The sequence below is a fragment of the Sphingomonas xinjiangensis genome (assembly GCF_014199255.1).
Taxonomy (GTDB): domain Bacteria; phylum Pseudomonadota; class Alphaproteobacteria; order Sphingomonadales; family Sphingomonadaceae; genus Sphingomonas; species Sphingomonas xinjiangensis.
Genome location: NZ_JACIJF010000006.1, coordinates 115,446 through 140,206, shown reverse-complemented (window position 1 = coordinate 140,206; position 24,761 = coordinate 115,446). Strand labels below are relative to the sequence as shown.

Genomic DNA, 24,761 nt, shown 5'->3' with positions numbered 1-24,761 from the left:
AGGAGCGTCAGACGCTGGCGCCAGACGGGATGTCGGGAAGCTTGTCCTGGTCGGCGCCATCGGCGGGGCCGCCGATCAGCACGAAACGCCGGTCGCAATAGCCGCAATCGATATAGCCATGCTCGTCGATCTGAAGGAACACGCGCGGATGGCCGAGCTGGGCGGGGACGCCAGGGCCGGTGCCGTCGCACGACACGCGGGCATGGGAGGTGCGGATGGTCTCAGGCGGCGCGATCATGGCTTTCGCCTAGCAAAGCGCGGCAGGGCTCGCAATCGGGGCTTGAGAGTCTTATGCGCCGGCGCATGACTCAGGCCGCGATCGAAATCGACCAGCTGTGCAAGACCTATGCGGGAGGCAAGCGCGCCCTGGACGGGGTGAGCTTCGACGTGCCGCGGGGCACCATATTCGGGCTGCTGGGGCCAAACGGCGCGGGCAAGTCGACGCTGATCAACATCCTGGCGGGCCTGGTCAACAAGACCGGCGGGCGCGCGTCGATCTGGGGCTTCGACATCGACCAGCATCCGCGCAACGCCAAGGCGTCCATCGGGATCGTCAACCAGGAGATCGTGTTCGATCCGTTCTTCACGCCCAAGGAGACGCTGGAGATCCAGGCGGGGCTGTACGGCATCGCCAAGCGCGACTTCGACGCGATTGCTCTGCTGCGCGCGGTGCATCTGGAGGACAAGGCCGAGGCCTATTCGCGCACGCTGTCGGGCGGCATGAAGCGCCGGCTGATGGTCGCCAAGGCGATGGTGCATTCGCCGCCGATCATCGTGCTGGACGAGCCGACCGCAGGCGTCGACGTGGAGTTGCGCCAGCAGCTTTGGGCCTATGTGAAGTCGCTGAACGCGCGCGGCGTGACGGTGGTGCTGACCACGCATTATCTGGAAGAAGCCGAGGAGCTGTGCGACCGGATCGCGATCATCAACCACGGCCAGCTGATCGCCAACAAGCCGACGCGCGAGTTGGTGGGGATGGCGCAGGAGAAGGTGGTCGAAGTAACCGTCGACCGCGACGTGGTGACGCCGCCGGAGAATGGCTGCTTCCAGAAGATCGACGTCAAGGCCGGGCGGACGCTGGTCATCACCTATCGCAAGGACCAGGCGAATGCCGGCGAGGTGCTGGGTGCGGTGCAGGGCGCGGGGCTGGGGATCGTCGACGTTTCCACGCGTGAGGCGGACCTGGAGGACGTGTTCCTCAACCTGACGCGGTCGACCGGCTGACGCCTTATCGGCGGTGGCGGGCGAAAAAGGCCCACACCGCTTCATTGTCGGCGACCCAGCTATGGCCTGCTTGCGGATCGATGTGCGCGAGCACGTCGGCGCGCGCGCGGCAATCGGTGTAGCCGCGTGGGTCGGCGCTCTCGGCCAAGCGCTTGCGGCAGCCGTTGAGATCGGCCCAGCGGGCTTCCGCAACGCGCATCGGATAGTGCCAATAGGGCGCGCCGCCGCCCTCGACCGGGTTGGTGGTGTCCTTGCCGCCGGCAAAGGCGATCACCGGCATCGGCCGGCTGGGGACGCAGCTGGCCGAATCGGGAAAGTTGGGATCGCGCGAGGACGGATTGCCTGCGCGCAGGCCCACCACCGGGGCAATCGCGGCGAAACGGTCCGCCGCGACGCAGCCCAGCCACGACGTCATGCGGCCCCCGCCCGACAGGCCGGTGGCATAGACGCGGGCACGGTCGGCGCAGCCGCGCGTGGCGAGATCGTCGATCGCCGCGCGCAGATAGGCCACATCGTCCGGGTCGCTCGGGCCGGGCACCTTGCCGGTTACGGTGGGCACGCCGGGGATGTTCCACACAAAGCCCTGCCCCGCCGCAATGCCGCCATCGGGCGCGGCGAGCAGAAAGCCGTGGCGGTCGGCGGTGTCCGCCAGCTTGGAGTCGGCGAGGATGTCGCTGCCCTTCCCCGTGCTGCCGTGCAGCAGGAACACCAGCGGCGCTTTGCCGCGGAACTCGCGCGGCACATGGATCAGCATCGTCCGTCCGGTGCCCTGGATCGCCACGCGACTGGTCGTTCCGGGCGCGCCGAGGCCGCAGCCGGACGCATGCGCCGGCGCGGGCCAGATGCCGGCTGACGCAAGCAGGGCAATCGCAACCGCCGACAGGTTCATTCCGCTCTCCCGTTGCAACCGACTGTGCCAAGCGCCTAGGCGGAGACGCGAAGCAGCGGAAGAGTGTATGCCCGGAGATCCCCATACCAGCGACGTCCTTGTGATAGGGTCGGGCGCGGCCGGCCTTACCGCCGCGCTGAACCTTGCCGAGCGATTCAAGGTGACGGTGCTCGCCAAGGGGCGGCTGGACGAAGGATCGACCGCCTGGGCGCAAGGCGGAATCGCCGCGGTGCTGGAGCCCGGCGACACGTTCGACAACCATATCGAAGACACGATGGTCGCGGGCGCCGGGCTGAACGACCGCGCGACGGTGGAGGTGGTGGTCGAGAACGCGCCCGCCGCAATCCAGACGCTGGTGAAGCTGGGCGTGCCGTTCAACATGAACGGCGGCGCGCTGCACCTGACCCGCGAGGGCGGACACAGCCATCGCCGCATCGTCCATGTCGATGATGCTACGGGCATGGCGGTGCAGACCGCGCTGCTGCGCGCGGCGCAGGCGCATCCAAACGTCACGCTGGTTCCCGACATGGTGGTGGTCGATCTGGCCACCAGCCGGCACGAGCTTCGCTATTCGGGCGCGGGCAATGTGTGGGGCGTCTATGCCTTCAATCGCGCCACCAACCGCGTCGAGCTGTTCACTGCCCGCGCGACCGTGCTGGCGAGCGGTGGTGCGGGGCGGACCTACCTGTTCTCCACAGCACCCAGCGGCGCGACCGGCGACGGGATCGCCATGGCGTGGCGGGCGGGTGCCCGCGTATCGAACATGGAATTCATGCAGTTCCACCCGACCTGCCTGTACAATCTGGAGGTCAAGAACTTCCTGATTACTGAAGCGGTGCGCGGCGAAGGCGGGCACCTGCGCAATCCCGAGACCGGTAAGCGTTTCATGCCCGAGCTCGACTCGCGCGCCGAGCTGGCGCCGCGTGACGTGGTCGCCCGCGCGATCGACGCCGAGATCAAGCGCCATGGGCTCGACTATGTCCATCTCGACATCAGCCATATGGGCCCCGAGTTCGTGAAGCAGCATTTCCCGACGATCCACGCCCGGCTGCTCGATCTCGACATCGACATGACGCGCGAACCGATCCCGGTGGTGCCGGCGCAGCATTACACCTGTGGCGGCGTGGTGATCGACCGCAACGGGCGCACCGACCTGCCGCATCTCTATGCCGCGGGCGAGGTCAGCCAATCGGGGCTGCATGGCGCCAATCGGCTCGCGTCGAACTCGCTGCTCGAATGCTTCGTGTTCGGCGAAGCGGTGGCGCGCGACATCGCCGCCCATTGGGGGAATCTTGCGCCACCGCCGGTGATCCGCCCCTGGGATGAAAGCCGGGTTACCCACTCGGACGAGGAAGTCGTCATCAAGCAGAACTGGACCGAGATCCGCCGGTTCATGTGGAACTATGTCGGTATCGTCCGCACGACCAAACGGCTGGAACGCGCAGCGCATCGCATCGCGATGCTACGCGAAGAAGTGAACGATTATTATGGGCATTTCCGCGTCACGCCCGACCTGATCGAACTGCGTAACCTGCTGGAAAGCGCCGACCTGATCGTGCGTTCGGCGCTGCACCGCAAGGAGAGCCGCGGGCTGCACTATACACTGGATTACCCCGAAACGCTGGAGGCGGCGGCGGACACGATCCTGGTGCCCTGACACGCCCGAAAGGACAGCGTTGCAGCTTCCTTCACCATTCGTCGCTAGCGATACCGTATTCGTCGCATACGGACATGGCCGGACTTTGCCGCAGGGGCTGCCGACCGCATGTTCGATCTGGAGAGTGTGGGGCGTGCGCGTGAAGAAAACAGTGGGATTCTCGTCAATTGAGCGCGCGCTGACGATCGCCGGGCTGGGCCCAGCGATGCTGGTCGGCTGCGCGGTGCACGAGGACACCATGCTCGCCGCCTATCTGCCCGCACCGAGCTACAGCGTGGCAATGCCCTTTCCGAGTGCCGTGAAGCCGCAGCGCCGCGCTTACGCCCCTGCCCCGCAGCCGCTGATGTCGGCGCTCGATGATATCACCCGTAATTTCAACGGGCTGGTCGGCGTCGCGGTGGAAAGCATCGACGGCAACTGGATGGCCACGGGCGGCCTGCCCAATCGCCCGATGCCGCAGCAGAGCGTCAGCAAGCTGTGGGTCACCATGACGATGCTGGATCAAGTGGATCAGGGGAAGCTTCGCCTGGACGATCCGCTGACCATCACCCGCGCCGACTTCACCTTGTTTCACCAGCCGGTGGCGGCGTTGGTCAAGGGCGATCGGGGATATACCTCGACTGTGGGCGAGATCGCGCGGCGCGCGATGCAGATGAGCGACAATACCTGCAACGACAAGCTGTTGCGGCTGGTCGGCGGTCCGCAGGCGGTTCGCGCGTTCATCGCCAAGAACCAGCTCGGCACGATCGGCTTTGGCCCCGGCGAGCGGCTGCTCCAGGCTGGGACCGCGGGCCTTCAGTGGCGGCCGGAATATGCCTTTGGCAACGCCTTTGCCGTGGCACGCTCGCGCCTGTCACCGGCGGTGCGCCAGGCGGCCTATGAAGCCTATGTGAAGGATCCGCCCGATGGCGCGGCGCCGGCTGCCATCGCTGGTGCTCTGGCCCGGTTGAAGCGTGGCGAGCTGCTGTCGCCGGCCTCGACTCAGTGGTTGCTGGCGACCATGGGCGCCGCCCGTACCGGCCATGCGCGGGTGCGCGCCTCGGTCCCCGCCGGCTGGAGCTATGGGCACAAGACCGGCACCGGCCAGGACCTCGGCCGCCGCACCGCCGGCTTCAACGATGTCGGCATCCTGACTGCGCCCGATGGGCGGTCCTATGCGATCGCGGTGATGATCGGCGACACCCCGCGCCCGCCGCGTGAGCGCCAGCTGCTGATGCAGGCCGTCGGGGCCGCAGTGGTGTCGTTCCACGGCTTCTAACCTGTGGCCGTTCGGCCACAGTTGAGCGCTTGACGGGCTTGGGGTTGTCCGCCGCCGCTGCTATCTGAGCGCGGATGCCACATCTCTATCTCGTCGATGGCTCCGGCTATATCTTCCGAGCCTATCATCGGCTGCCGCCGCTCACCAACAAGCATGGCGAGCCGGTGGGCGCCGTCTATGGCTATACCACCATGTTGTGGAAGCTGGCCGACGAACTGCACAAGGCCGACGGTCCGACCCACATGGCGGTGATCCTCGACAAGTCGAGCAGCACGTTCCGCAATGCCATGTACGACGCGTACAAGGCGAACCGGCCGCCGCCGCCGGAGGATCTGGTTCCGCAATTCCCGATGATTCGCGAAGCCACCCGCGCCTTTTCGCTACCCTGCATCGAAGAGGAAGGCTGGGAGGCGGACGACCTGATCGCCAGCTATGCCAAGGCGGCGCTGGCGCAGGGGTGGGAAGTAACCATCGTCAGTTCCGACAAGGACCTGATGCAGCTGATCGAGCCCGGGCTCGACATGTACGACACGATGAACAACCGCCGCCTGAGCGACGACGCGGTGATCGAGAAGTTCGGGGTGCCGCCCAAGCAGCTGGGCGAAGTGCTGGCGCTGATGGGCGACAGCGTCGACAATGTGCCGGGCGTTCCGGGAATCGGGCCGAAGACGGCCGCCAAGCTGATCCAGGAGCATGGAACGGTGGAGGCGGTGCTCGCCGCGGCGCCGGACATGAAAAAGAGCAAGCTGCGCGACAATCTGATCGAGCATGCCGACAAGGCGCGGCTGTCGCGCGAGCTGGTCACGCTCGCCTGCGATGTGCCGCTGCCCGATCCACTGGATTCGCTGGAACTCCAGGGAATCCCCAACGCGCCGCTGCGCGCGTTCCTTGAGCATCACGGGTTCAAGTCGCTGATCCTGCGGCTTTCGGCGGTCGCCGATGCGCCGGTTGAAAGCCCCGAGCCGGTCGACTTGCCCGACGATCCGCCCTGCGACCATGACGCCTATGAGACGGTGGTCACCGACGAGGCGCTCGACCGCTGGATCGCGGAAGCGACGCACCAGGGCTGGGTGGCGATCGATACCGAAACCAGTGAACTCGACGCGATGCGTGCCGGGCTGTGCGGGGTCAGCCTGGCGCTGGCGCCCAACAAGGCGTGCTACATTCCACTGACCCATGGCGGCAGCGACATGTTTGCCGAGAAGCCCGAACAGCTCGACAAGCCGCTGGCGCTCGCCAAGCTGAAGGGCCTGCTGGAGGATCCGGCAGTGCTCAAGATCGGGCACAATCTGAAATACGACATGATCGTGCTGGCGCGGCGCGGGATCGCGATTGCGCCCTATGACGACACGATCGTGATGAGCTTCGACCTGGACGCCGGGCTGCACGGCCATGGCATGGACGAACTCGCGGCGACGCACCTGTCGCATAGCTGCATCGCCTTCAAGGATGTCGTCGGCACCGGCAAGAAGCAACTAAGCTTCCGCGAAGTCGATCTGAAGAACGCCACACGCTACGCCGCGGAGGATGCGGATGTGACGCTGCGGCTGTGGCAGCGATTGAAGCCGCGGCTCGCCTTCGAGAGCGTGACCCGCGTGTATGAAATGGTCGACCGCCCGCTGGTGAGCGTCATCGCCGGGATGGAGCGCGAGGGCGTCAAGGTCGATGCCGGTGTCCTGTCGCGGCTGTCGGAGGAATTCTCCAAACAGATCGCCGCGCTGGAGACCGAGATCCACGGCATCGCCGGCTTCCCCTTCACCATCGGCAGCCCCAAGCAATTGGGCGACGTGCTGTTCGATAAAATGGGGATCAAGGGCGGGCGCAAGGGCAAGTCGGGCGTGTATTCGACCGACGTCAACGAACTGGAGCGGATCGCCGCCGACAAGGACTCGCCCGGGCGCGAAATGGTGGTGAAGGTGCTCGACTGGCGCCAGCTTACCAAGCTCAAGAACACCTATACCGACGCGCTCCAGGCGCAGATCGATCCGGAAACCGGGCGCGTCCATACCAGCTATTCGCTGACGGGCGCGCAGACAGGGCGACTGTCATCGACCGATCCCAATCTGCAGAACATCCCGATTCGCACCGAGACCGGCCGGCAGATCCGCGACGCGTTCGTTGCCGAACCGGGCAACGTCATCCTGGCTGCCGACTATTCGCAGATCGAACTGCGGCTGGCGGCGCATATCGCCGATGTGCCGGCGCTGCGCCAGGCATTCGAGGACGGCACCGACATCCACAACATGACCGCGATGGAGCTGTTCGGCGAAGTGAACCGCGACACCCGTGGGCGCGCCAAGACGATCAACTTCGCGATCCTCTACGGCATCTCGCGCTGGGGCCTGGCCGGGCGGCTGGACGTCAGCGTCGATGAGGCGCAGGGCATGATCAACCGCTATTTCGAGCGATTCCCCGGCATCAACCGCTACATCGCCGACACGCTGAGCGAGGCCAAGGCGCGGGGCTATACGACCACCTTGTTCGGGCGGAAGACGCACTTTCCGCGCTTGAAGGCGGCGAATCCGAACGAGCGCGCCGGGTCCGAGCGCGCGGCGATCAACGCGCCGATCCAGGGGACCAGCGCGGACATCATCAAGCGGGCGATGGTCCGCATGGGACCGGCGCTGATCGAAGCCGGGCTGCCCAAGGTCCGCATGCTGATGCAGGTGCATGACGAACTCGTGTTCGAGCTGCCTGAAGGCGATGTCGAGCGCGCGCGCGGGGTGATCGAACACGTCATGGCGACGGCAGCGGAGCCGGCGGTGAAGCTGACTGTGCCGCTCGGCGTCGAGATTGGCGTGGGTCCGAGTTGGGGCGCCGCGCATTGACCAAGGCTGCCGCGTCGGAAGATATCAGCGCACTCGCAAAGGGCGGGCGCACCAATGTGTTCGGGTTTCTGCTGCGCCTGCTGGCCCGGCTGCCGTTCCTGTTCATCGCCGGGCGCGTGTACGGGCCCGACATCGTCGGCCGCTTCGCACTTGCCGTGGTGGTGGTGGAGCTGGCGGCGCTGCTTGCCACGCTGGGGCTGAAGCGGGGCCTGGCGCAGGCGCTGACCAACGAGGATCGTCCGCAAAGCTGGGTAGTGTGGGACGCGATGGCGGTGGCGCTGGTGGCGTCGCTGATCGGGACGGCCGTTCTGATGCTCTTCCCGCAAGTGATGTTCCCCAACAGCCAGGTGACCGGGATCGACCGGCTGTTTCCGTGCATCGTGTTCGCGGTCGCCTGGTCGGATGTGAGCCTTGCTGCCTGTGCGTATCGCCTGAACGTCAAGGCCAGCGTGACCGCGCGCGCCGTGGTGGAACCCTGGACAATCAGCCTGGCCGCGTTCGGCTTCTCCTTCGTTTCGCGGCATGACGGGCTCATCCTGGCGTACATGCTGTCGATGGCAGCGGCGCTGATCGCGTCGCTGATTCCCTTTATCCGCAGCTATGGCCTGCCGCGCGACTGGCGCCCACAATTGCCCACCATGTGGCGGCTGGCGCGCTCGAACGCGCCCTTAGCCGGCGCCGATGCGATCGAATGGGCCACGCGCAATGTCGACCGCTTCATCCTGGGGCTGATGTTCGCGCCGGCGATCGTCGGCGTCTATTACATGGCGCAGCAGGTTGCCTCGCTTCCGCAGAAGCTCAAGACCAGCTTCGACCCCGTGCTGGGCCCGGTGATCACCCATAGCCTGCAAGTGAACGACCGCATGGCGATCGCGCGGCAGGTGCGGCAAGTCGCGTTCTGGATCATGGCGGCGCAGGGCATGCTGGCGCTGATGGGGTCGGTGCCGGGCGAAGCGGTGATGGGCGTGGTCGGCCCGCAATTCGTGCAGGGCACTGCGGCGCTCGCCTTCCTGCTCACCGCCGAGGTGTTGGCCTCGCAAGGCGCGGTGTGCGAATCGGCGCTGGTCTATGTCGCGCGGCACCGCAACCTGCTGATTTCGGTCTGTGTCCTCGTCGTGCAGATCGCGCTAAGCTTCGCGCTGATCCTGGCGATGCGGGCAGTGGGATGGCCGATCGCCTATCAGGCGGCAGGCGTCGCCGTGGCGCTGATGCTGTCGGTGACGCTGAGTTCGATCCTCAAGACGCGGCTGCTCGCCAAGCTGCTGGGGGCGCATGTCTCTGGCTGGCGTTGGCCGATCGTCGGCGCGGCGATGGTGGGCGTGCTGGTCGGCAGCATCTTCACGGCATTGCCGAAGCACTTTGAATGGGCAGAGCTGGTGATCGGCGTGCCCGCGATCGCTGGCAGCTATGCGCTGGTGCTATGGAAATGGGCGTTCAAGCAAGAGGACCGGGCACTGTTCCGCAAGGTGCCGCAGGCCGAGACCACCCCCTCGCTGCCGGTGCAGGAGCGGATCTAGGCCGCTCCTGCCCGCCAGCTCAGTGGCGGAAGTGGCGCATGCCGGTGAAGACCATCGCCAGTCCGGCCTGATCGGCGGCGGCGATCACGTCGTCGTCGCGGATCGAACCGCCCGGCTGGATGACGGCGGTGGCGCCGGCTTCCACCGCGGCGAGCAGGCCATCGGCGAAGGGAAAGAAAGCGTCGGAAGCGACGGCCGAGCCGATCGTGCGTGGCTGGGCCCATCCCGCCTTCTCCGCGGCATCCTTCGCCTTCCACGCGGCAATGCGGGCGGATTCGAGGCGGTTCATCTGGCCGGCGCCGACACCGGCAGTGGCGCCATCCTTGGCATAGACGATCGCGTTGGACTTGACGTGCTTGGCGACGGTCCAGGCGAAACGGCAGTCGGCGAGCTCCTGCTGCGTCGGCTGGCGCTTGGTGACGACCTTGAGTTCGCCGAGTTGGCCATTGTCGCGCGACTGGACCAGCATGCCGCCGGCGATCGACTTGAGCATCAGCCCTGGGCGCGCCGGATCGGGCAGTTCGCCGGTCAGCAGCAGGCGCAGGTTCTTCTTGGCGGCGAACACCGCGCGGGCATCGGCATCAGCATCGGGCGCGACCACCACTTCGGTAAAGATGCCGACCATCGCCTCGGCGGTTTCGCGGTCGAGTGGGCGGTTGACTGCGATGATCCCGCCGAACGCCGACACGCTGTCGCAGGCGAGCGCGTCGAGATAGGCCTGCTTGAGGGTGTCCGCCGTGGCTACGCCGCAGGGATTGGCGTGCTTGACGATGACGACGGTGGGCGGCCCGTCCTTGAACTCGCTGACCAGTTCGAGCGCCGCGTCGGCGTCGTTGAAGTTGTTGTAGCTGAGTTCCTTGCCCTGAAGCTGCTCGGCCTGGGCGACCCCCGACGCACCGGTCTGCGGCAGGTACAGCGCCGCCGATTGGTGCGGGTTTTCGCCGTAGCGCAGTTCCTGCCCCTTGGTCAGCGCGACCGGGAGGGTAACGGGCAGGCTCTCGCCCTGGTCGGCAAAGGCGAACCAGCTGGCGATCGCCGCGTCATAGGCCGCGGTCGCGGCATAGGCCTTGGCGGCGAAGCGGCGGCGGTCGGCGAGCGTCGTGGTGCCGCCGGCGACCAGCGGATAGTCGGCCGGATCGGTGAGGATCGCGACGGCGTCGTGATTCTTTGCGGCTGAGCGCACCATCGACGGGCCACCGATGTCGATATCCTCGATGATCTCGTCGCGCTCGGCGCCGCGGGCGACGGTCTGGGCAAAGGGGTAGAGATTCACCACGACCAAATCGATTGCGCCGATTGCATGCTCCTCCATCGAGGCGAGATGCTCGGCATTGTCGCGCACGGCGAGCAGGCCGCCATGCACCTTGGGGTGAAGCGTCTTGACGCGGCCGTCCATCATCTCGGGAAAGCCCGTCAGGTCGGAGATGTCGCGAACCTCGAGCCCCGCTTCGCGCAGTGCCTTGGCAGTGCCGCCGGTGGAGACCAGCTCCACCCCCTGGGCTGCGAGTGCCTGGCCGAGTTCAAGGATCCCGGTCTTGTCAGAGACCGAGAGGAGCGCGCGCTTGATGGTGACCTGATCCATGGCGGCACGCTTTAGAGCGCGGCGCCCGTACCGCAACCCCTACTTGGCGCGATGGAAGACCCAGCTCAGGTTGGTGCCGCCCGCCGGAGTCTCCCCGGCGATCACCAGCTGACTGGCGTTGATCGGGCGGCCTCGCCCATCGATCCAGACGCTGTCTTCGACACCCAGCGTTCCGCCCTTGCAGCGGAACTGCCACAGCGCGCCATCCGCGGTGCGCAGGATCGCGGCCTGGCCGTCCTGCGTGGGCGCCACCTCGACCTGCGGGTGCAGATGGAAACGGATCGCGAAGGGCGTCACGCCCTTGGTACGCCGGCCCCTGGCCGGGATCAGCATATCCTCGCCGCGCACGTCCCTGCCATCGGGCGAGAGCCCGAGCACGCGGCGGTGCAGAAAGCCAAACCGGCGGCAATAGCCGTCATGGCTGGCCTCGATCCGGCTTCCATTATCGGTTTCGTGCCGGGCCAGCTCCACTTCGATAACGCCGCGGCCGAGGGAACCATCGGCATGGATCGCCGTGGAGTTGCTGTCGGACAGCACCAGCGTGGAATGCGCGGCGGTCGTTCGCAGCCCCTCCAGCAGCGCCGGCGCCAATTGGTGAACCGCCGCGCGGGCGCCGCCGCAATTCACCACGATGCGGCTCGGCCCATCGGACAGCTCGAACGCGAGCGTGGAAGCGCAGCCACCCTCGACCAGCCGGGCAAGCGGCGGTGGCGCGGCGTCCATCACGACGATGCTGGTGCCGGCGGAGAGACGCTGATAGCCCCATTCGCGTGCCTGCTTGAGCGGACGCGTGCGGACTCCGGTGGCTTCGATCACTTGCTGGATGCGCTCGCCAGAAACCGGGGCGCTCCCCTGGAAACTTCCCAGCCCCTTGTCGCCGTGGCACACGCCGAGCAGCGCAGTGACCATCTTGGTCAAGCTCTGTTCGATGAACGCCGGCGGCTCCTGGCGCCGGGCAGCATAGCCTTCCATGAGGACGGTGAGCAGTTGGATCGCGTCGAGCTGCCCGGCGGGCGAGCGCGTGACCACGCCACCATCGTCAAATACCGACTGGTCGAGGGCGCGCTTCAAACCCGCTTCGCCAAAACTGCGCCGGGCGTCGCCGCCGGGCATTACCAAGCCGGCGATGAGCACTCCACACCAGGCCGCGATGCGCGGCGGGCCGATCTGAACGCGGTCAGCGGCGCGATCGATATGACGTGCGCCGCGCGCAAGCGTGTGGAGGAGCGTCGAGCGATAGACCAGATCCTTGCTTGACAGGATGAGCGGCGCATGCGCGGTCCAGGCGAGAATGCGCCGTCCCCAACGGTCACTCCGCCACGCGGTATCCGACACCTTTTCGGCATGGACGGCGAGCCAGCGGCGCATGATCTCTTCGGCGATAGGCACGCCGCTGGCGCGCGTAGTCACGCTGGAGAGATCACGCAGCCATCCAAAGCTTTGCAGATATTCCTGCATCGCCGCCGAGCCTTGCGGGCGGGCGAAGTCGAGCGACAGGATGTCGAGCTGTTCGCCGCGCAGCGAAACGCGCCCATCGAGCAGCGCGTTGCCCTGGTCAATGTCGCCGAAAAAGGGATCGTCGGGGACGGCAATCAGCTTGAGCGGGTACCGCCCCTTCAGCCGCATCGCGTGAAGCGGGGTGCCCCAAGTGAGGCGCGACAGGCGTTCGGCAATGCGGTCCGCAAGCGAAAGGCCCCGGTCGCCACCCATACGCACCAGCCGCTTGCCAGCCTCGACCCCGTCGGCACCGGAGCCGGGAACGTCGTCGCTCAACTTCCCCGAAGGGCGGCGATATTCGCCGCGTAGCAGGACGGGCCGCCGGTGAATGTCGCAGTGCCAGCGACCAGCGCGTCAGCACCCGCGGCGATCGCACGCGGCGCAGTGTCGCGGTCGACGCCGCCATCCACTTCCAAATCGATTGACCGGCCGCTGGCATCGATGCGGCGGCGGAGTTCGGTGATCTTGGCAAGTTGGCTATCGATGAACTTCTGCCCGCCAAAGCCGGGGTTCACGCTCATCACCAGGATCAGATCGACCATGTCCATCACATGGTCGACGACGTCGAGCGGAGTCGCCGGGTTCAGCACGACGCCGGCACGCTTGCCCAACTGCTTGATCGTCTGAAGCGTGCGGTGGAGATGCGGACCGGCTTCGGGATGCACTGACAGGGTGTCCGCGCCAGCCTCGGCAAAGGCGGCAAGCAGCGGGTCGGCCGGCGTGATCATCAAGTGGACGTCGAACGGTTTGGCCGTGTGTGGGCGCAGCGCCTTGACCACTGCCGGGCCGATGGTGAGGTTGGGCACGAAATGGCCATCCATCACGTCGATGTGGATCCAGTCGGCACCGGCCTCGTCGATCGCGCGGACCTCTTCTCCCAGACGGGCGAAGTCAGCCGAGAGAATAGAAGGCGCGATGCGGATTGCGGACATGGTGCCAGTCCTTAGCATGGGGCGAGTCACACGCAACTAGAGCATGCGAGCAAAGCCTTGGGCAGGGTTAGCCCGTGCGTTTCAGCCGTGCGATGAAGAAGCCGTCGCAGCCACCGGCGTCGGCCAATGCTCCCGGAAGCAGGCGCAATGTTCCCTCTCCACGTGAAACAATTCCGGCGGGAAGCTCTTCGGCGCGGATCGGATCGACGGCATAATCGTTATGGCGGGCGAGAAATCCCTCCAGCTGCGCCTCGCCCTCCTCGGGCTCGAGCGAGCAGGTCGAGAAGACGAGCATACCGCCGGGGCGCACCCATTCCGCCGCACGCGCCAGGAGGCGCGACTGGAGTTCGGCCATCTCCTTGATGAGCGATGGGCGAACGCGATGGAGCACGTCGGGGTGGCGGCGAAAGATGCCGGTGGCGCTGCACGGCGCGTCGAGCAGGACGGCGTGCGCCTGCGCCTGTGGCTGCCATTGGAGAAGATCGGCGGCGACGACGTGTAGCGGCAGGCCGGTACGCGTGCTGTTTTCGCGAAGTCGCGCGAGACGACTTTCCGAAATATCGACCGAAGTCACGTCCCAGCCAGCAGCGGCGAGTTGGAGCGACTTACCCCCTGGAGCTGCGCAGAGATCGAGGGCCGCCCCCGGCCCCCGCCCGATCAGCCGGGCGGGGATCGAGGCGGCAATATCCTGAACCCACCAATCGCCGGCTTCGAAGCCGGGCAGTTCGGGCACCGATGTGCCAGGGGCGAGGCGAAGGTGGTTGGGCGTGAGAGACGTCGCGCCTTCGATGTCGATCGGCCGCTGGAGCGTCAGGTCGAGCGGCGGCGGGGCAGCGATTGCGTGCGCAGCCGCATCGACGGCCGCTTCGCCCCAGTGGCGCTGCCAGCGCTCGATGATGGAATCGGGAAGCACCGGGGTTTCGGGAAACTGCACGTCACGTCGCATCAGCGTGCCGAACACGCCATGGACGAGCTTGCGCGGGCCGCCATCCACCAGCGGCAGCACCGTGGCGATGGCGGCATGGTGCGGCGTGCCGAGCCCCAGCGCCTGGGCCAGCGCGATGCGCAGCGCGAAGCGCGCCTTTGCGTCATGGGGCAGCGGGCGCTGCGTGGCGGAGTCGATCAGCGCGTCGAGATCCGGCAGGCGGCGCAGCGTTTCGGCGGCGATCGCGTGCGCAAGGCCGCGGTCGCTGGGGGCGAGCCCCTTCGCCGCGCTATCCAGCGCCTGTTCGAGTGCAAGGCCGCGGCGCAGCACGGCATCGAGCAAGCGGAGCGCCGCGCGGCGGGCGGGAAGGCCTGGAGTTTCGGTGCGCGGTGCGGATTTTTGCGGGGGGTGAGCCATTGCCGTGCCCTAGCCCCTCCCTCTGGTGGAGGGGAAGCCTTATAGAAGACGCGAAACAACGGAGATCTGCCATGGGTCAGCGCCCACCCCATTTGAAGCCGCCCGAATATCTGACCGAAAGCCCGCCGGTGCCGCAGCCTGAACCTGGCGCCACGGTGGAAGGCGATCCCCTGGGCCAGGATCCGACCCGCTATGGGGATTGGGAGTTGAAGGGCATTGCCGTCGATTTCTGACGGCTGAACGCGCTTATCGTTCGGGTTTGAGCGGGCGGGCGAGCAGCGCTTCGATCACCTGCGACACGGCTGCCCCCTCCAGCAGCGCGTTCACCGCTGCGGTGACCGGCATGTCGACGCCAGCATCCGCGGCTGCCTCGCGCAGCACCGGGGCAGTGAACGCACCCTCCGCAACCGTGCGGCGATCGGCGAGCAGCTCGGTGGCGCTACGTCCCTGCCCCAGTCCGACGCCGAGCGAAAAGTTGCGCGAGTTGGTGGACGAGCAAGTGAGAACCAAGTCCCCTAGGCCGGACAAGCCGGTGAGCGTCTCGGCCTGTGCGCCCCGCGCAAGGCCGAAGCGCGTCATTTCGGCAAAGCCCCGCGCGATCAGGGCGGCGCGGGCGTTCTGGCCGAGGCCCGCCCCCTCAACCACGCCGCAGGCGATGGCGAGCACGTTCTTGACCGCCCCGCCGATCTCGGCCCCAATCACGTCGGACGAACCATAAATGCGGAAGGCGGGGGCGGCGAGGCGGTCGGCCAGCCGGGTGCGCAGCGCCGCGTCCGTGCAAGCCAGCGTCACGGCAGTGGGCTGACCGGCGGCGACTTCATGCGCGAAGGTGGGCCCGGACAGCACGGCGATCGGCGCATCGGGCGCCGCGCCCTGCGCGACGTCGCTGATCAGGCGGCGCGTGCCCGCCTCGATGCCTTTGGCACAGAGCACCAGGGGCGTGGCGCCGATCGGCGCTTGGGCCAGCACCGCGCCGACATGCTGCGCCGGTGCGACGACCAGGATCGCGGCGGCATCGGCCAAATCGGCCAGGTCACCGGTGGCGCGGATCGAGGGGGACAGCGGCACGCCGGCAAGGAACTGGTTGTTCTGGTGAAGCGTGTTGATACTGTCGACCACGTCGGGCTCGCGCGCCCATAGCAGCACATTCTGATCGGCGCGGGCGGCGACCTGCGCAAGCGCCGTTCCCCACGCACCGCCGCCAATGACTGCGATCTTCATGCCTTCACTCCTGCGCCACGAACCTTTTCGGCACGGGGATCGAGCGGCCAGCGCGGGCGTGCGGGCACGTCGAGCGAGTCGAACAGCCCGGCGGCATGGCGTTCCACCCCGGCCCAGGCGATCATCGCGGCGTTATCGGTACACAGCCACAAAGGCGGGGCGACGAACGCCAGATCATGGTCGGCGGCGAGCGACTCCAGCGCCGCGCGAACGGCGGTGTTGGCGGCGACCCCGCCAGCAACGACCAGCGCGGTCGGGCGAACCTTTGCCAGGGCGATGCGAGTGCGGTCGACCAGGCAATCGACCACCGCCTGCTGGAACGAAGCGGCGATGTCTTCGGGGCTATATTGACCGACCACGCGCGCCACCGCGCTCTTAAGCCCGGCAAAGGAGAAGTGCGGCTCGCCGGAGCCGAGCAACGGGCGGGGAAGCGCCACGGCTTTCGGGTTCCCCTTGGCGGCGGCGGCTTCGACGGCGGGACCACCGGGGAAACCGAGGCCGAGGATTTTGGCGGTCTTGTCGAATGCTTCGCCGGCAGCGTCGTCGATCGTGGTGGCGAGGCGGCGATACTGCCCCACCCCTTCGACCAGCAGCAACTGGCAATGCCCGCCCGAGACGAGGAGCAGCAGATACGGAAAAGCGAGATCACGGTCGGTAAGGCGCGGTGAGAGGCCATGCCCTTCGAGATGATTGACGGCGATCAGCGGCTTGCCGGCGGCCAAGGCGAGCGCCTTGCCCGTGACCAGACCGACCATCACGCCGCCGATCAGGCCGGGACCGGCGGTGGCGGCGATCGCGTCGACCTGATCGAGGGTGACGCCGGCTTCCTCCAGCGCCGCCTCCACGAGCGGGCCAAGCACTTCGACATGCGCGCGGGCGGCGATTTCGGGCACAACGCCGCCATAAGGGCGATGTGCGGCGTCCTGCCGTGCGAGCTTGTGCGCGCGGATCGTGCCGTCGCTTTCCACCAGTGCCGCGGCGGTTTCGTCGCAGCTCGATTCAAGACCCAGGATCAGCGCCATTGCATCCATCTAAGCCCCCGGGGCATTAGCACAAGCCATGGCCAAGTTTCGTATCGGCACCCGCGGTTCGCCGCTGGCACTTACCCAAGCCAACATGGTTGGCCAGCATCTGGTCGACGCGGAAATCGTCGCGGCGCAGGACGTGGAGATCGTCACGATCCGCACCACCGGCGACCGGGTGCAGGACCGGGCGCTGGCGGAGATCGGCGGAAAGGCGTTGTGGACCAAGGAGTTGGACCGCGCGTTGCTGGCGGGCGACATCGATTGCGCGGTGCATTCGATGAAGGACGTCGAGACGTTCCGCCCCGACATGATCGCCATTGCCGCGACCCTGCACCGCGCCGACGTGCGCGACCGGCTGATCGGCGCGGATTCGATCGAATCGCTACGCCAAAACGCCGTGATCGGCACCAGTTCGCCGCGAAGAGCCGCGCAATTGCGCAAGATCCGCCCCGATCTGCAGATCGTGCTGTTCCGCGGCAATGTCGAAACGCGGTTGGCCAAGCTGGCCGCAGGCGAAGTCGACGCGACGCTGCTGGCGGCGGCGGGGCTGGCGCGGCTTGGCCGGGACGATGTCGGCACGGCCATTCCGATCAACGTGATGCTGCCCGCCCCGGCACAAGGGATCATCGGCGTGGAGTGCCGCGCCGACGACGCGCATAGCCTGGCGATGCTCAAGGCGATCGACGACCCGCAGACGCATGCCTGCGCCGACGCCGAGCGCGCCTTCCTGGCGGCGCTGAAAGCCGATTGCCATTCGCCGGTGGCGGCGCTGGCGACGCTGGAGGGCGGCATCCTGACACTGCGCGCCGAGCTGTTGTCGCAGGATGGCGCGCATCACCTGTATTCGCAGATCGAAGGCGCCCCGCTCGACCCGCTGCTGCCCCGTGCAGTGGCGCAGGATCTGCTCGAGCATGCGCCACCCGAGATCCGCCGGCTGTTCGAGGGATGAACCGCCCTTTCGCGGTCTTGCGGCCCGAGCCCGGCAACCGGATCATGGCCGCAGCGGCAGAGGCGCGTGGACGCCGGGTGGTTCGATTGCCGTTGTTCGGGATCGCACCGGTACCCTGGGACCTGCCCGACCCCGCAGCCTTTGACGCGCTGATCCTGACCAGCGCCAACGCCGTGCGCCAGGGCGGCGCCGGCCTGGCGATGCTGCGGAATCTGCCGGTCTTTGCCGTCGGCGCTTCGACCGCCGAATCGGCCGAGCGTGCCGGGTTCCGCATCGCGCAGATCGGCCGGGCCGGCGCGGCGGCGCTGGTGGCGCTGGCGCGCGAAGCAGGCGTTTCGCGGGCTCTGCATCTGGCCGGGCGCGAGCGGACCGTGGAACAGGGCGGGATCGTGGCGGATATCCGCACGGTCTATGCCAGCGAAGCCCTGCCCATCGCGCCTGCCGCCGCCGAGCGGCTGATCGGATCGATCGCGCTGGTGCAATCGGCACGCGCCGGCGAGCGGCTGAGCGACGTGGTGGACGCATGTGGGCTGGATCGCGCGCGAATCGGCGTGGTGGCGATGAGCGACGCCTGCGCCCGAGCGGCCGGCGAAGGATGGAATGTGCTGCGCGTCGCGCCCGACCCGAGCCCGGAGGCGCTGCTCGATACCGCGATCGCGCTGGCCGATTGACCCCGCCCATCGCGGGGCGAATAAGGACGCCATGAACGACGAGCCTTTCGCGCCGGAAGCGGCCCCTATTTCTTCCGGGCGGCGGAGCAACCTGTTGATCGGCGGCATCGCCTTTCTGGGGGGCATCGCCGCGACCGCGGGCGTGCTGCATTTGACCGGCCAGGACGGCGGTGTGGGTCCGCAGCCGGCGCCGACCATCGCCGTGCCGTCGCAACCCGTCGCGGTGAAGGTGCCGGTGCCGCCGGGCACCGATCTGGCGACGCTGAACGCACGCGAGCAGGACCTGGCTTCGCGGCTGGACCAGCTGGAAAACCGGCTGAACGATGTCGGCACCAGCGCGCGTACCGCATCGAGCTATGCGGGTCAGGCCGAGCGGCTGATGATTGCGTTTTCGGTGCGGCGCGCGATCGAGCGCGGAACGCCGCTGGGTGGGCTGGAGCTGCAATTGCGCCGGCGATTCGCCGAGGAGCATGGCAATGCGGTGTCGGCGATCACGCGCGCAGCCGCGCAGCCGGTGACGATCGAGGATCTGCGGCTGGCGCTCGACACGATTGCGCCCAAGCTGCTGACCGGACCGGACGACAGCCTGTGGACCCGGGCGCAGCGCGTGCTGGGCGACATGGTGGTGCTGCGCCAGGCCGGATCGCCAAGCCCACGCGGGCCCGAGCGGCTGCGCCGCGCCAAGCGCGACCTGGACATGGGCAGGATCGAGGCGGCGCTGGCCGAAGTGGCGCACCTGCCCGGCGTCGCCACCGCCGAAAGCTGGGTTTCGGCGGCGCGACGCTATGTCGAGGCGCGGCACGCGCTGGACGAGATCGAGCGGGCCGCCGTGCAGTTGCCGGCCACCCCGCCGCCGGCTGCCGCGCCGGCTGCTGAAACCGTGTCTCCCGACGCGATCTGAGGAAAGTGTGATGGCACAGATGGGCCGGTTCGACTGGCAGGACCCCTTCGCACTCGATGCGCAGCTGACCGACGAGGAACGCATGGTGCAGGCCGCCGCGCGCGATTATGCGCAGGGTGAGCTGTTGCCGCGCGTCACGCGCGCGTTTCTGGACGAGCGCTTCGACCGCGAGATCATGGCCGAGATGGGCCAATTGGGGCTGCTGGGCGCGACGATCCCGGAGAATTATGGCGGCGCCGGACTGGGCTATGTCGCTTATGGCCTGGTGGCCCGCGAAGTGGAGCGCGTCGATTCGGGGTACCGGTCGGCGATGAGCGTGCAGAGCTCGCTCGTGATGTACCCGATCCATGCTTATGGTTCGGAGGAGCAGAAGCGCAAATATCTGCCCAAGCTGGCGAGCGGCGAATGGGTGGGCTGTTTCGGGCTGACCGAGCCCGATGCCGGGTCCGATCCCGCCGGCATGCGCACGCGGGCCGAGAAGATCGACGGCGGATACCGGCTGAGCGGCGCCAAGATGTGGATCACCAATTCGCCGATCGCCGACGTTTTCGTGGTGTGGGCGAAATCCGACGCGCATGACGGCGCGATCCGCGGTTTCGTGCTCGAACGCGGCATGGCGGGGCTTTCGACCCCCAAGATCGAAGGCAAGCTGAGCCTGCGCGCAAGCGTGACCGGCGAGATCGTGATGGACGGCGTCGAAATCCGCGAGGACGCGCTGTTGCCCGAAGTGCAGGGGCTGAAGGGGCCGTTCGGCTGCCTCAACCGCGCGCGCTATGGCATTTCCTGGGGCGTGATGGGTGCGGCCGAGGCGTGCATGCATGCCGCGCGGCAGTACACACTGGACCGCCAGCAGTTCGGCCGGTCGCTGGCGGCGACTCAGCTGGTGCAGCTGAAGCTCGCCAACATGCAGACCGAGATTGCGCTGGGGCTGCAAGCGGCATTGCGCGCCGGACGGATGTTCGACGAAGGCATCCTGGCGCCCGAGACGATCAGCATCATCAAGCGCAACAATTGCGGCAAGGCGCTGGATATCGCCCGCGTCGCGCGCGACATGCATGGCGGCAACGGCATTTCCGCCGAGTTCCATGTGATGCGCCACGCGATCAACCTGGAGACGGTCAACACGTACGAAGGCACGCATGACGTGCACGGGCTGATCCTGGGCCGGGCGATCACGGGGATCGCGGCGTTCTGATGGACCTTCAGCCGACCCTTGTCGGCGAGCGCGTGCTGCTGCGCCCGACGGTGGCGGAGGATTGGGCTGGGCAATATGCCGTCGCATCCGATCCGTTGATCTGGGAGCTGCATCCCGCACGGGACCGCTGGCAGGAAGCCATGTTCCGCCGCTTCTTCGAGGAAGCGCTGGCAAGCGGCGGCGGACTTACGATCATCGACCGCGCGAGCGGCACGATCATCGGTGCCAGCCGCTACTGCTTCCCCGATCCGGTGCGCGAAGAAGTGGAGATCGGATACACTTTCCTGGCGCGCGAACATTGGGGCGGTGCCGTCAATCGCGAGGTCAAGCAACTGATGCTCGGCCATATCCACCGCTTCGTACCCACGGCGATCTTCGTAGTGGGCGAGAACAATCTCCGCTCACGCAGGGCGATGGACAAGATCGGCGGCGTGCTCCAGCCCCGACGCGTGGAGCGCGGCAATGGGCAGATGCTGCACGACCATGTCTTTTACGCGGTTCGGCGGGCAGAGGGATGAAGCCGCTTTCAGGCATCCGCGTCGTCGAACTGGCGCGAATCCTGGCGGGTCCCTGGTGCGGGCAGTTGCTGGCCGATCTGGGCGCCGAGGTGATCAAGGTGGAGCGGCCCGGCGCGGGTGACGACACGCGGCATTGGGGGCCTCCATTCCTGCACGATGCGCAGGGCGCGAACCGCGACGCGGCCTATTTCCATGCCACCAATCGAGGCAAGACCAGCCGTTTCATCGACATCGCCGCGCCCGATGGGCAGGCGGAGGTGCGCGGCCTGATCGCGGATGCCGATGTGGTGATCGAGAATTACAAGGTCGGTGGGCTGGTGAAGTACGGGCTCGACCCAGCCACGCTGCGGGCCGTCGATCCGCGGCTGGTGGTGTGTTCGATCACCGGCTTTGGCCAGACCGGCCCGTACGCGCATCGTGCCGGATACGATTTCATCATCCAGGGCATGGGCGGGTTCATGTCGCTGACCGGGGAGCCGGACGGCGACCCGCAAAAGGCGGGCATCGCCTATGCCGACATCTTCACCGGCGTTTATTCGGCGGTGGCGATCCTGAGCGCGTTGCGGCGGCGTGACGTCACGGGTGCGGGCGCGCATATCGACATGGCGCTGCTCGACACGCAGGTGGGCGTGCTAGCGAACCAGGCGCTCAACTGGATGGCGAGCGGCGCCGTGCCGCATCGCATGGGCAACGGGCATCCCAATCTGGTGCCCTATCAGGCGTTCGAGACGCGCGACGGCGCGCTGATCGTCGCGGTGGGCAATGATGCGCAGTTCGCCCGGCTGTGCGGCGTGCTGGGGCTGGACGTGGCGGCGGATGCGCGGTTCGCGACCAATGCGGCACGCGTGGCGAATCGGCGGGTGCTGCTGCCGCTGCTCGAATCGGCGATCGGCGGCTGGGCCAAGGCCGCGCTGTACGAGGCGCTGGAAGGCGTCGGCGTGCCCGCCGGCCCGATCAACCGGATGGACGAAGTGTTCGCCGACGCGCAGGTTGCCGCGCGGGGCATGCGGATCGAACGCGACGGCCTGCCCGGGGTGGCGAGCCCGATCGTGATCGATGGCGAGCGGATGGTGGCCGAGCGGGGCAGCCCGGCGCGGGATTGAGGAAACGGCAATGGGGGGCGCAAATCTGAAATGCAGCGCGGCGGCATGGGTGGCGGGCTGGGCCGTGGCGGTGTTCCTGCCCAGCCTGTTGATCGCCCTTGCACACATGCCCGAAGGCAGTTTCACGCTGAAGCGGTGGGGCGCGGACACCTGGCAAGTCGCCGACACCATGGCACCCGCCGCCAAGCTGATGCTGGGGGGCGTGCTGGCGATCCTGTTCTGGAGTGCGCGGCGGCTGACCCGCGACGATTATGAGGCGTTCATGGCGATGAGCGCGGTGGCGGGCGTAGTGGGAATGGCGCTCACCTTGCTGCTGATCCCGGCAGATTGGGCGCACGGGTTCGGCATCGGGCTTACCGGCGAGCGGATGGCGGGGAGACTGCTCCCCTTATACCTGATGGGCTCGGGGATTGGGGGAATGGTGCAGGCGTCGAGTTTGCGGGCGTGCCGGGCGCGGCTGGGCTGAAACAAGCGGTGCGGCCCTGCTCGATCGCGATTGCCGGATGCGGGCCGGCCGGGCTCGCCGCGGCGCTGCTGCTCCATGGCGACGGGCATGCCGTCACTTTGTTCGACCGTTTCGACGCACCCCGGCCCGTGGGATCGGGATTGCTGCTGCAGCCCACCGGCCTGGCGGTGCTCGATCGGCTGGGGCTCGCCGGGGCGGCAGCGGCGCGCGGGGCGCGAGTCGACCGCCTGGTGGGCGAGGCGAACGGGCGCGTGGTGCTCGACGTCTGGTACAAAGCCCTGAAGGGCGAACACTTTGGCGTGGGCATCCATCGCGCCGGGCTGTTCACGGTGCTGCACGACGCGGTGTTGGCGCGCGGGATCGAGATCCGCACCGGCTGCCCGGTCGAGGGCAGCGAGCGCGACGGAACGCGGCGGCGGCTGCGTTGCGCCGGAGGAACGACCCAAGCGTTCGATCTGGTGGTCGATGCGCTGGGGGCACGCAGCCCGCTGGTGCCGGCGGGACGGGGGCTTGCCTATGGCGCGCTGTGGGCCAGCGTGGGCTGGCAGCCGGGGTTCGACCCCCATGCGCTTCAGCAGCGCTATCGCCGCGCGAGCGTGATGGCGGGCGTGCTGCCGGTGGGCTCGATCCCCGGCAGCGACGGCGCGCAGGCGGCGCTGTTCTGGTCGATGCGTGCCGACCGGCTGGACGCGTGGCGCGACGCGGGGATCGAAGCGTGGAAGCGGGAGGTCGCCGCGCTGTGGCCCGCCACCGCGCCGCTGCTCGACCAGATCACCAGCCCCGATCAGCTAAGCTTTGCCCGCTATGCCCATCGCACGTTGCGCCGCCCGGTCGAGCCGGCGCTGATCCACCTTGGCGATGCATGGCATTCGACCAGCCCGCAGCTTGGCCAGGGCGCGAACATGGCGCTGCTCGACGCCTGGGCACTGGCCAAGGCGCTGCGCGCGGCGAACACGGTGGAGGCGGGGCTGGCGCGGACCGTGGCGCTGCGGCGCGGGCATATCCGCCTGTATCAGGCGATGAGCGCGCTGCTGACGCCCGTCTATCAGTCCGACGGGCGCGTGGTGCCGTTCGTCCGCGACCGCGTGATGGGGCCGATGTCGAGGCTGTGGCCCGTGCCACGCCTCCAGGCGGCGACGGTCAGCGGGCTGATCGGGCGCCCGTTAGAACGGCTGGGGCTCGGCTAAACGGCGGATCAGTTCCTGCGCGGCGGCAGGCGCGCGGACCTTGCCGCCATGGATGAAGAACAGGAAGGTTTCGCGCGGCCGTGCGGGCGGTGTGTCCGCCGTGACATAGGGCAGGCCCTCCGGGCGTTCGCCCTGCGCCCAGCTATGTGCGGTGGCGCGCCAGCGGGGAAAGTCGGCCTCGGGATAGCAGAGCGGGTTGGCGTCCTCACCCGCTTCGAGCCGGGCGTAGACGAAGTCGGCGGTGATGTCGGCGAGCGCGGGATATTGCGGCGAATCGGCATACACGATGGCGACGCCGGCTTCGCGGCACATCGCCACGAATTCGGGAACGTGAAAGCTGTCGTGCCGGACCTGCACCGCGTGGCGCAGCGGCACGCCGTCCTGCGTGCGCGGAAGCAAAGCGAGGAAGGCGGCGAAATCCTGGGCGTCGAACTTCTTGGTGGCCATGAACTGCCAGAGGATCGGCCCGAGCTTGTCGCCGAGTTCGGTGATCCCCTGTCCCACGAAGCGGACGACCGATTCGCCGGCCTCTGCCAGCACCTTGCGGTTGGTGCAGAAGCGCGAGCCCTTGACCGTGTACACGAAGCCTTCGGGCGCAGTGGCGGCCCAGCCGGCGAAGGTCGCGGGCTTGAACGTCGAATAATAGGTGCCGTTGATCTCGATCGCAGTGAGCTGACGGCTGGCAAATTCCAGCTCGCGCTTTTGCGTCAGCCCTTGTGGATAGAAGGTGCCGCGCCATGGCTCGAAGGTCCAGCCACCGATGCCGATTCTGATGCTGCCGCTTGTCATGGGCGCAACA

General features: G+C 67.7%; 23 protein-coding genes. 14 read left to right on the top strand and 9 right to left on the bottom strand.

Features of this window, described 5'->3' with window-relative positions:
• Positions 1 to 7 precede the first annotated feature (7 nt).
• A complete protein-coding gene (locus tag FHT02_RS11825) occupies positions 8 to 238 on the bottom strand; it encodes a zinc-finger domain-containing protein (protein ID WP_184087771.1) in 231 nt (76 codons plus the stop codon).
• A 65-nt stretch (positions 239 to 303) separates the two neighbouring features.
• Here FHT02_RS11825 and FHT02_RS11820 point away from each other — a divergent pair, with 65 nt between their 5' ends.
• Complete coding sequence (locus FHT02_RS11820; RefSeq protein WP_184087769.1) at positions 304 to 1,224, top strand: ABC transporter ATP-binding protein; 921 nt, start codon at positions 304 to 306, stop codon at positions 1,222 to 1,224.
• 4 nt (positions 1,225 to 1,228) lie between these two features.
• Here FHT02_RS11820 and FHT02_RS11815 read toward each other — a convergent pair whose 3' ends face one another.
• Positions 1,229 to 2,113 carry a CE1 family esterase gene (locus FHT02_RS11815; RefSeq protein WP_184087768.1) on the bottom strand — a complete coding sequence of 295 codons (885 nt, stop codon included), beginning with the start codon at positions 2,111 to 2,113 and terminating at the stop codon, positions 1,229 to 1,231.
• Positions 2,114 to 2,180: 67 nt separating this feature from the next.
• Between FHT02_RS11815 and nadB the strand changes: the two genes are divergently transcribed.
• The 4 genes from nadB (at position 2,181) to FHT02_RS11795 (ending at position 9,373) form a co-directional block, all read left to right on the top strand.
• Complete coding sequence (gene nadB / locus FHT02_RS11810) at positions 2,181 to 3,770, top strand: L-aspartate oxidase (RefSeq protein ID WP_184087766.1); 1,590 nt, start codon at positions 2,181 to 2,183, stop codon at positions 3,768 to 3,770.
• A 139-nt stretch (positions 3,771 to 3,909) separates the two neighbouring features.
• Positions 3,910 to 5,028: a serine hydrolase gene (locus FHT02_RS11805; protein WP_343056929.1), complete on the top strand. Its 1,119-nt coding sequence runs from the start codon at positions 3,910 to 3,912 to the stop codon at positions 5,026 to 5,028.
• 74 nt (positions 5,029 to 5,102) lie between these two features.
• Positions 5,103 to 7,856 (top strand): DNA polymerase I, encoded by a 2,754-nt coding sequence (gene polA, locus FHT02_RS11800; protein ID WP_184087764.1) that lies wholly within the window; start codon positions 5,103 to 5,105, stop codon positions 7,854 to 7,856.
• Positions 7,853 to 9,373, top strand: a complete 1,521-nt coding sequence (locus FHT02_RS11795; RefSeq protein WP_184087762.1) for a lipopolysaccharide biosynthesis protein — start codon at positions 7,853 to 7,855, stop codon at positions 9,371 to 9,373. Before polA ends, FHT02_RS11795 begins: the two co-directional genes overlap by 4 nt.
• Positions 9,374 to 9,392: 19 nt before the next feature.
• Here the strand turns inward: FHT02_RS11795 and purH are convergent, their stop codons facing one another.
• From purH to FHT02_RS11775, 4 genes are all read right to left on the bottom strand, one after another.
• The gene (purH, locus tag FHT02_RS11790; protein ID WP_184087760.1) at positions 9,393 to 10,955 is read right to left on the bottom strand and encodes a bifunctional phosphoribosylaminoimidazolecarboxamide formyltransferase/IMP cyclohydrolase; all 1,563 of its coding nucleotides are present in this window, start codon (positions 10,953 to 10,955) and stop codon (positions 9,393 to 9,395) included.
• A gap of 39 nt (positions 10,956 to 10,994) precedes the next feature.
• Entirely contained in the window at positions 10,995 to 12,665 is a 1,671-nt protein-coding gene (locus FHT02_RS11785) for a heparinase II/III family protein (protein WP_184087975.1), read from the bottom strand.
• Between the two features lie 59 nt (positions 12,666 to 12,724).
• Complete coding sequence (rpe, locus tag FHT02_RS11780) at positions 12,725 to 13,384, bottom strand: ribulose-phosphate 3-epimerase (RefSeq protein WP_184087759.1); 660 nt, start codon at positions 13,382 to 13,384, stop codon at positions 12,725 to 12,727.
• A gap of 67 nt (positions 13,385 to 13,451) precedes the next feature.
• Positions 13,452 to 14,726 (bottom strand): RsmB/NOP family class I SAM-dependent RNA methyltransferase, encoded by a 1,275-nt coding sequence (locus tag FHT02_RS11775; protein WP_184087757.1) that lies wholly within the window; start codon positions 14,724 to 14,726, stop codon positions 13,452 to 13,454.
• A 71-nt stretch (positions 14,727 to 14,797) separates the two neighbouring features.
• On the opposite strand from FHT02_RS11775, the gene FHT02_RS11770 reads away from it, so the two are divergent.
• Entirely contained in the window at positions 14,798 to 14,959 is a 162-nt protein-coding gene (locus FHT02_RS11770) for a DUF1674 domain-containing protein (RefSeq protein ID WP_184087755.1), read from the top strand.
• A 13-nt stretch (positions 14,960 to 14,972) separates the two neighbouring features.
• Here FHT02_RS11770 and FHT02_RS11765 read toward each other — a convergent pair whose 3' ends face one another.
• Together FHT02_RS11765 and tsaD are read right to left on the bottom strand one after the other, a co-directional pair.
• Entirely contained in the window at positions 14,973 to 15,947 is a 975-nt protein-coding gene (locus FHT02_RS11765) for an NAD(P)H-dependent glycerol-3-phosphate dehydrogenase (protein WP_184087753.1), read from the bottom strand.
• Entirely contained in the window at positions 15,944 to 16,969 is a 1,026-nt protein-coding gene (gene tsaD, locus FHT02_RS11760; RefSeq protein WP_184087751.1) for a tRNA (adenosine(37)-N6)-threonylcarbamoyltransferase complex transferase subunit TsaD, read from the bottom strand. Before tsaD ends, FHT02_RS11765 begins: the two co-directional genes overlap by 4 nt.
• Positions 16,970 to 17,006: 37 nt before the next feature.
• Here tsaD and hemC point away from each other — a divergent pair, with 37 nt between their 5' ends.
• The 8 genes from hemC to FHT02_RS11720 are packed head-to-tail and all read left to right on the top strand — an operon-like array spanning position 17,007 to position 23,962.
• Positions 17,007 to 17,921, top strand: a complete 915-nt coding sequence (gene hemC, locus FHT02_RS11755; RefSeq protein WP_184087749.1) for a hydroxymethylbilane synthase — start codon at positions 17,007 to 17,009, stop codon at positions 17,919 to 17,921.
• Positions 17,918 to 18,592 (top strand): uroporphyrinogen-III synthase, encoded by a 675-nt coding sequence (locus FHT02_RS11750; RefSeq protein ID WP_184087747.1) that lies wholly within the window; start codon positions 17,918 to 17,920, stop codon positions 18,590 to 18,592. Before hemC ends, FHT02_RS11750 begins: the two co-directional genes overlap by 4 nt.
• A gap of 31 nt (positions 18,593 to 18,623) precedes the next feature.
• Positions 18,624 to 19,493 carry a hypothetical protein gene (locus FHT02_RS11745; protein WP_184087745.1) on the top strand — a complete coding sequence of 290 codons (870 nt, stop codon included), beginning with the start codon at positions 18,624 to 18,626 and terminating at the stop codon, positions 19,491 to 19,493.
• Positions 19,494 to 19,503: 10 nt separating this feature from the next.
• A complete protein-coding gene (locus FHT02_RS11740) occupies positions 19,504 to 20,688 on the top strand; it encodes an acyl-CoA dehydrogenase (RefSeq protein ID WP_184087744.1) in 1,185 nt (394 codons plus the stop codon).
• Entirely contained in the window at positions 20,688 to 21,206 is a 519-nt protein-coding gene (locus FHT02_RS11735) for a GNAT family N-acetyltransferase (protein WP_184087742.1), read from the top strand. Before FHT02_RS11740 ends, FHT02_RS11735 begins: the two co-directional genes overlap by 1 nt.
• Positions 21,203 to 22,309 (top strand): CaiB/BaiF CoA transferase family protein, encoded by a 1,107-nt coding sequence (locus FHT02_RS11730; RefSeq protein WP_184087740.1) that lies wholly within the window; start codon positions 21,203 to 21,205, stop codon positions 22,307 to 22,309. The genes FHT02_RS11735 and FHT02_RS11730 overlap by 4 nt, the downstream gene beginning before the upstream one ends.
• A 10-nt stretch (positions 22,310 to 22,319) precedes the next feature.
• Positions 22,320 to 22,775 carry a hypothetical protein gene (locus FHT02_RS11725; RefSeq protein ID WP_184087738.1) on the top strand — a complete coding sequence of 152 codons (456 nt, stop codon included), beginning with the start codon at positions 22,320 to 22,322 and terminating at the stop codon, positions 22,773 to 22,775.
• Positions 22,754 to 23,962 carry an FAD-dependent oxidoreductase gene (locus tag FHT02_RS11720; RefSeq protein WP_343056928.1) on the top strand — a complete coding sequence of 403 codons (1,209 nt, stop codon included), beginning with the start codon at positions 22,754 to 22,756 and terminating at the stop codon, positions 23,960 to 23,962. Before FHT02_RS11725 ends, FHT02_RS11720 begins: the two co-directional genes overlap by 22 nt.
• Here FHT02_RS11720 and FHT02_RS11715 read toward each other — a convergent pair.
• On the bottom strand, positions 23,939 to 24,751 hold the full coding sequence (locus tag FHT02_RS11715; protein WP_184087736.1) for a DUF72 domain-containing protein: 813 nt from the start codon (positions 24,749 to 24,751) through the stop codon (positions 23,939 to 23,941). The two genes, FHT02_RS11720 and FHT02_RS11715, sit on opposite strands and share 24 nt — an antisense overlap.
• Between the last annotated feature and the right edge of the window lie 10 nt (positions 24,752 to 24,761).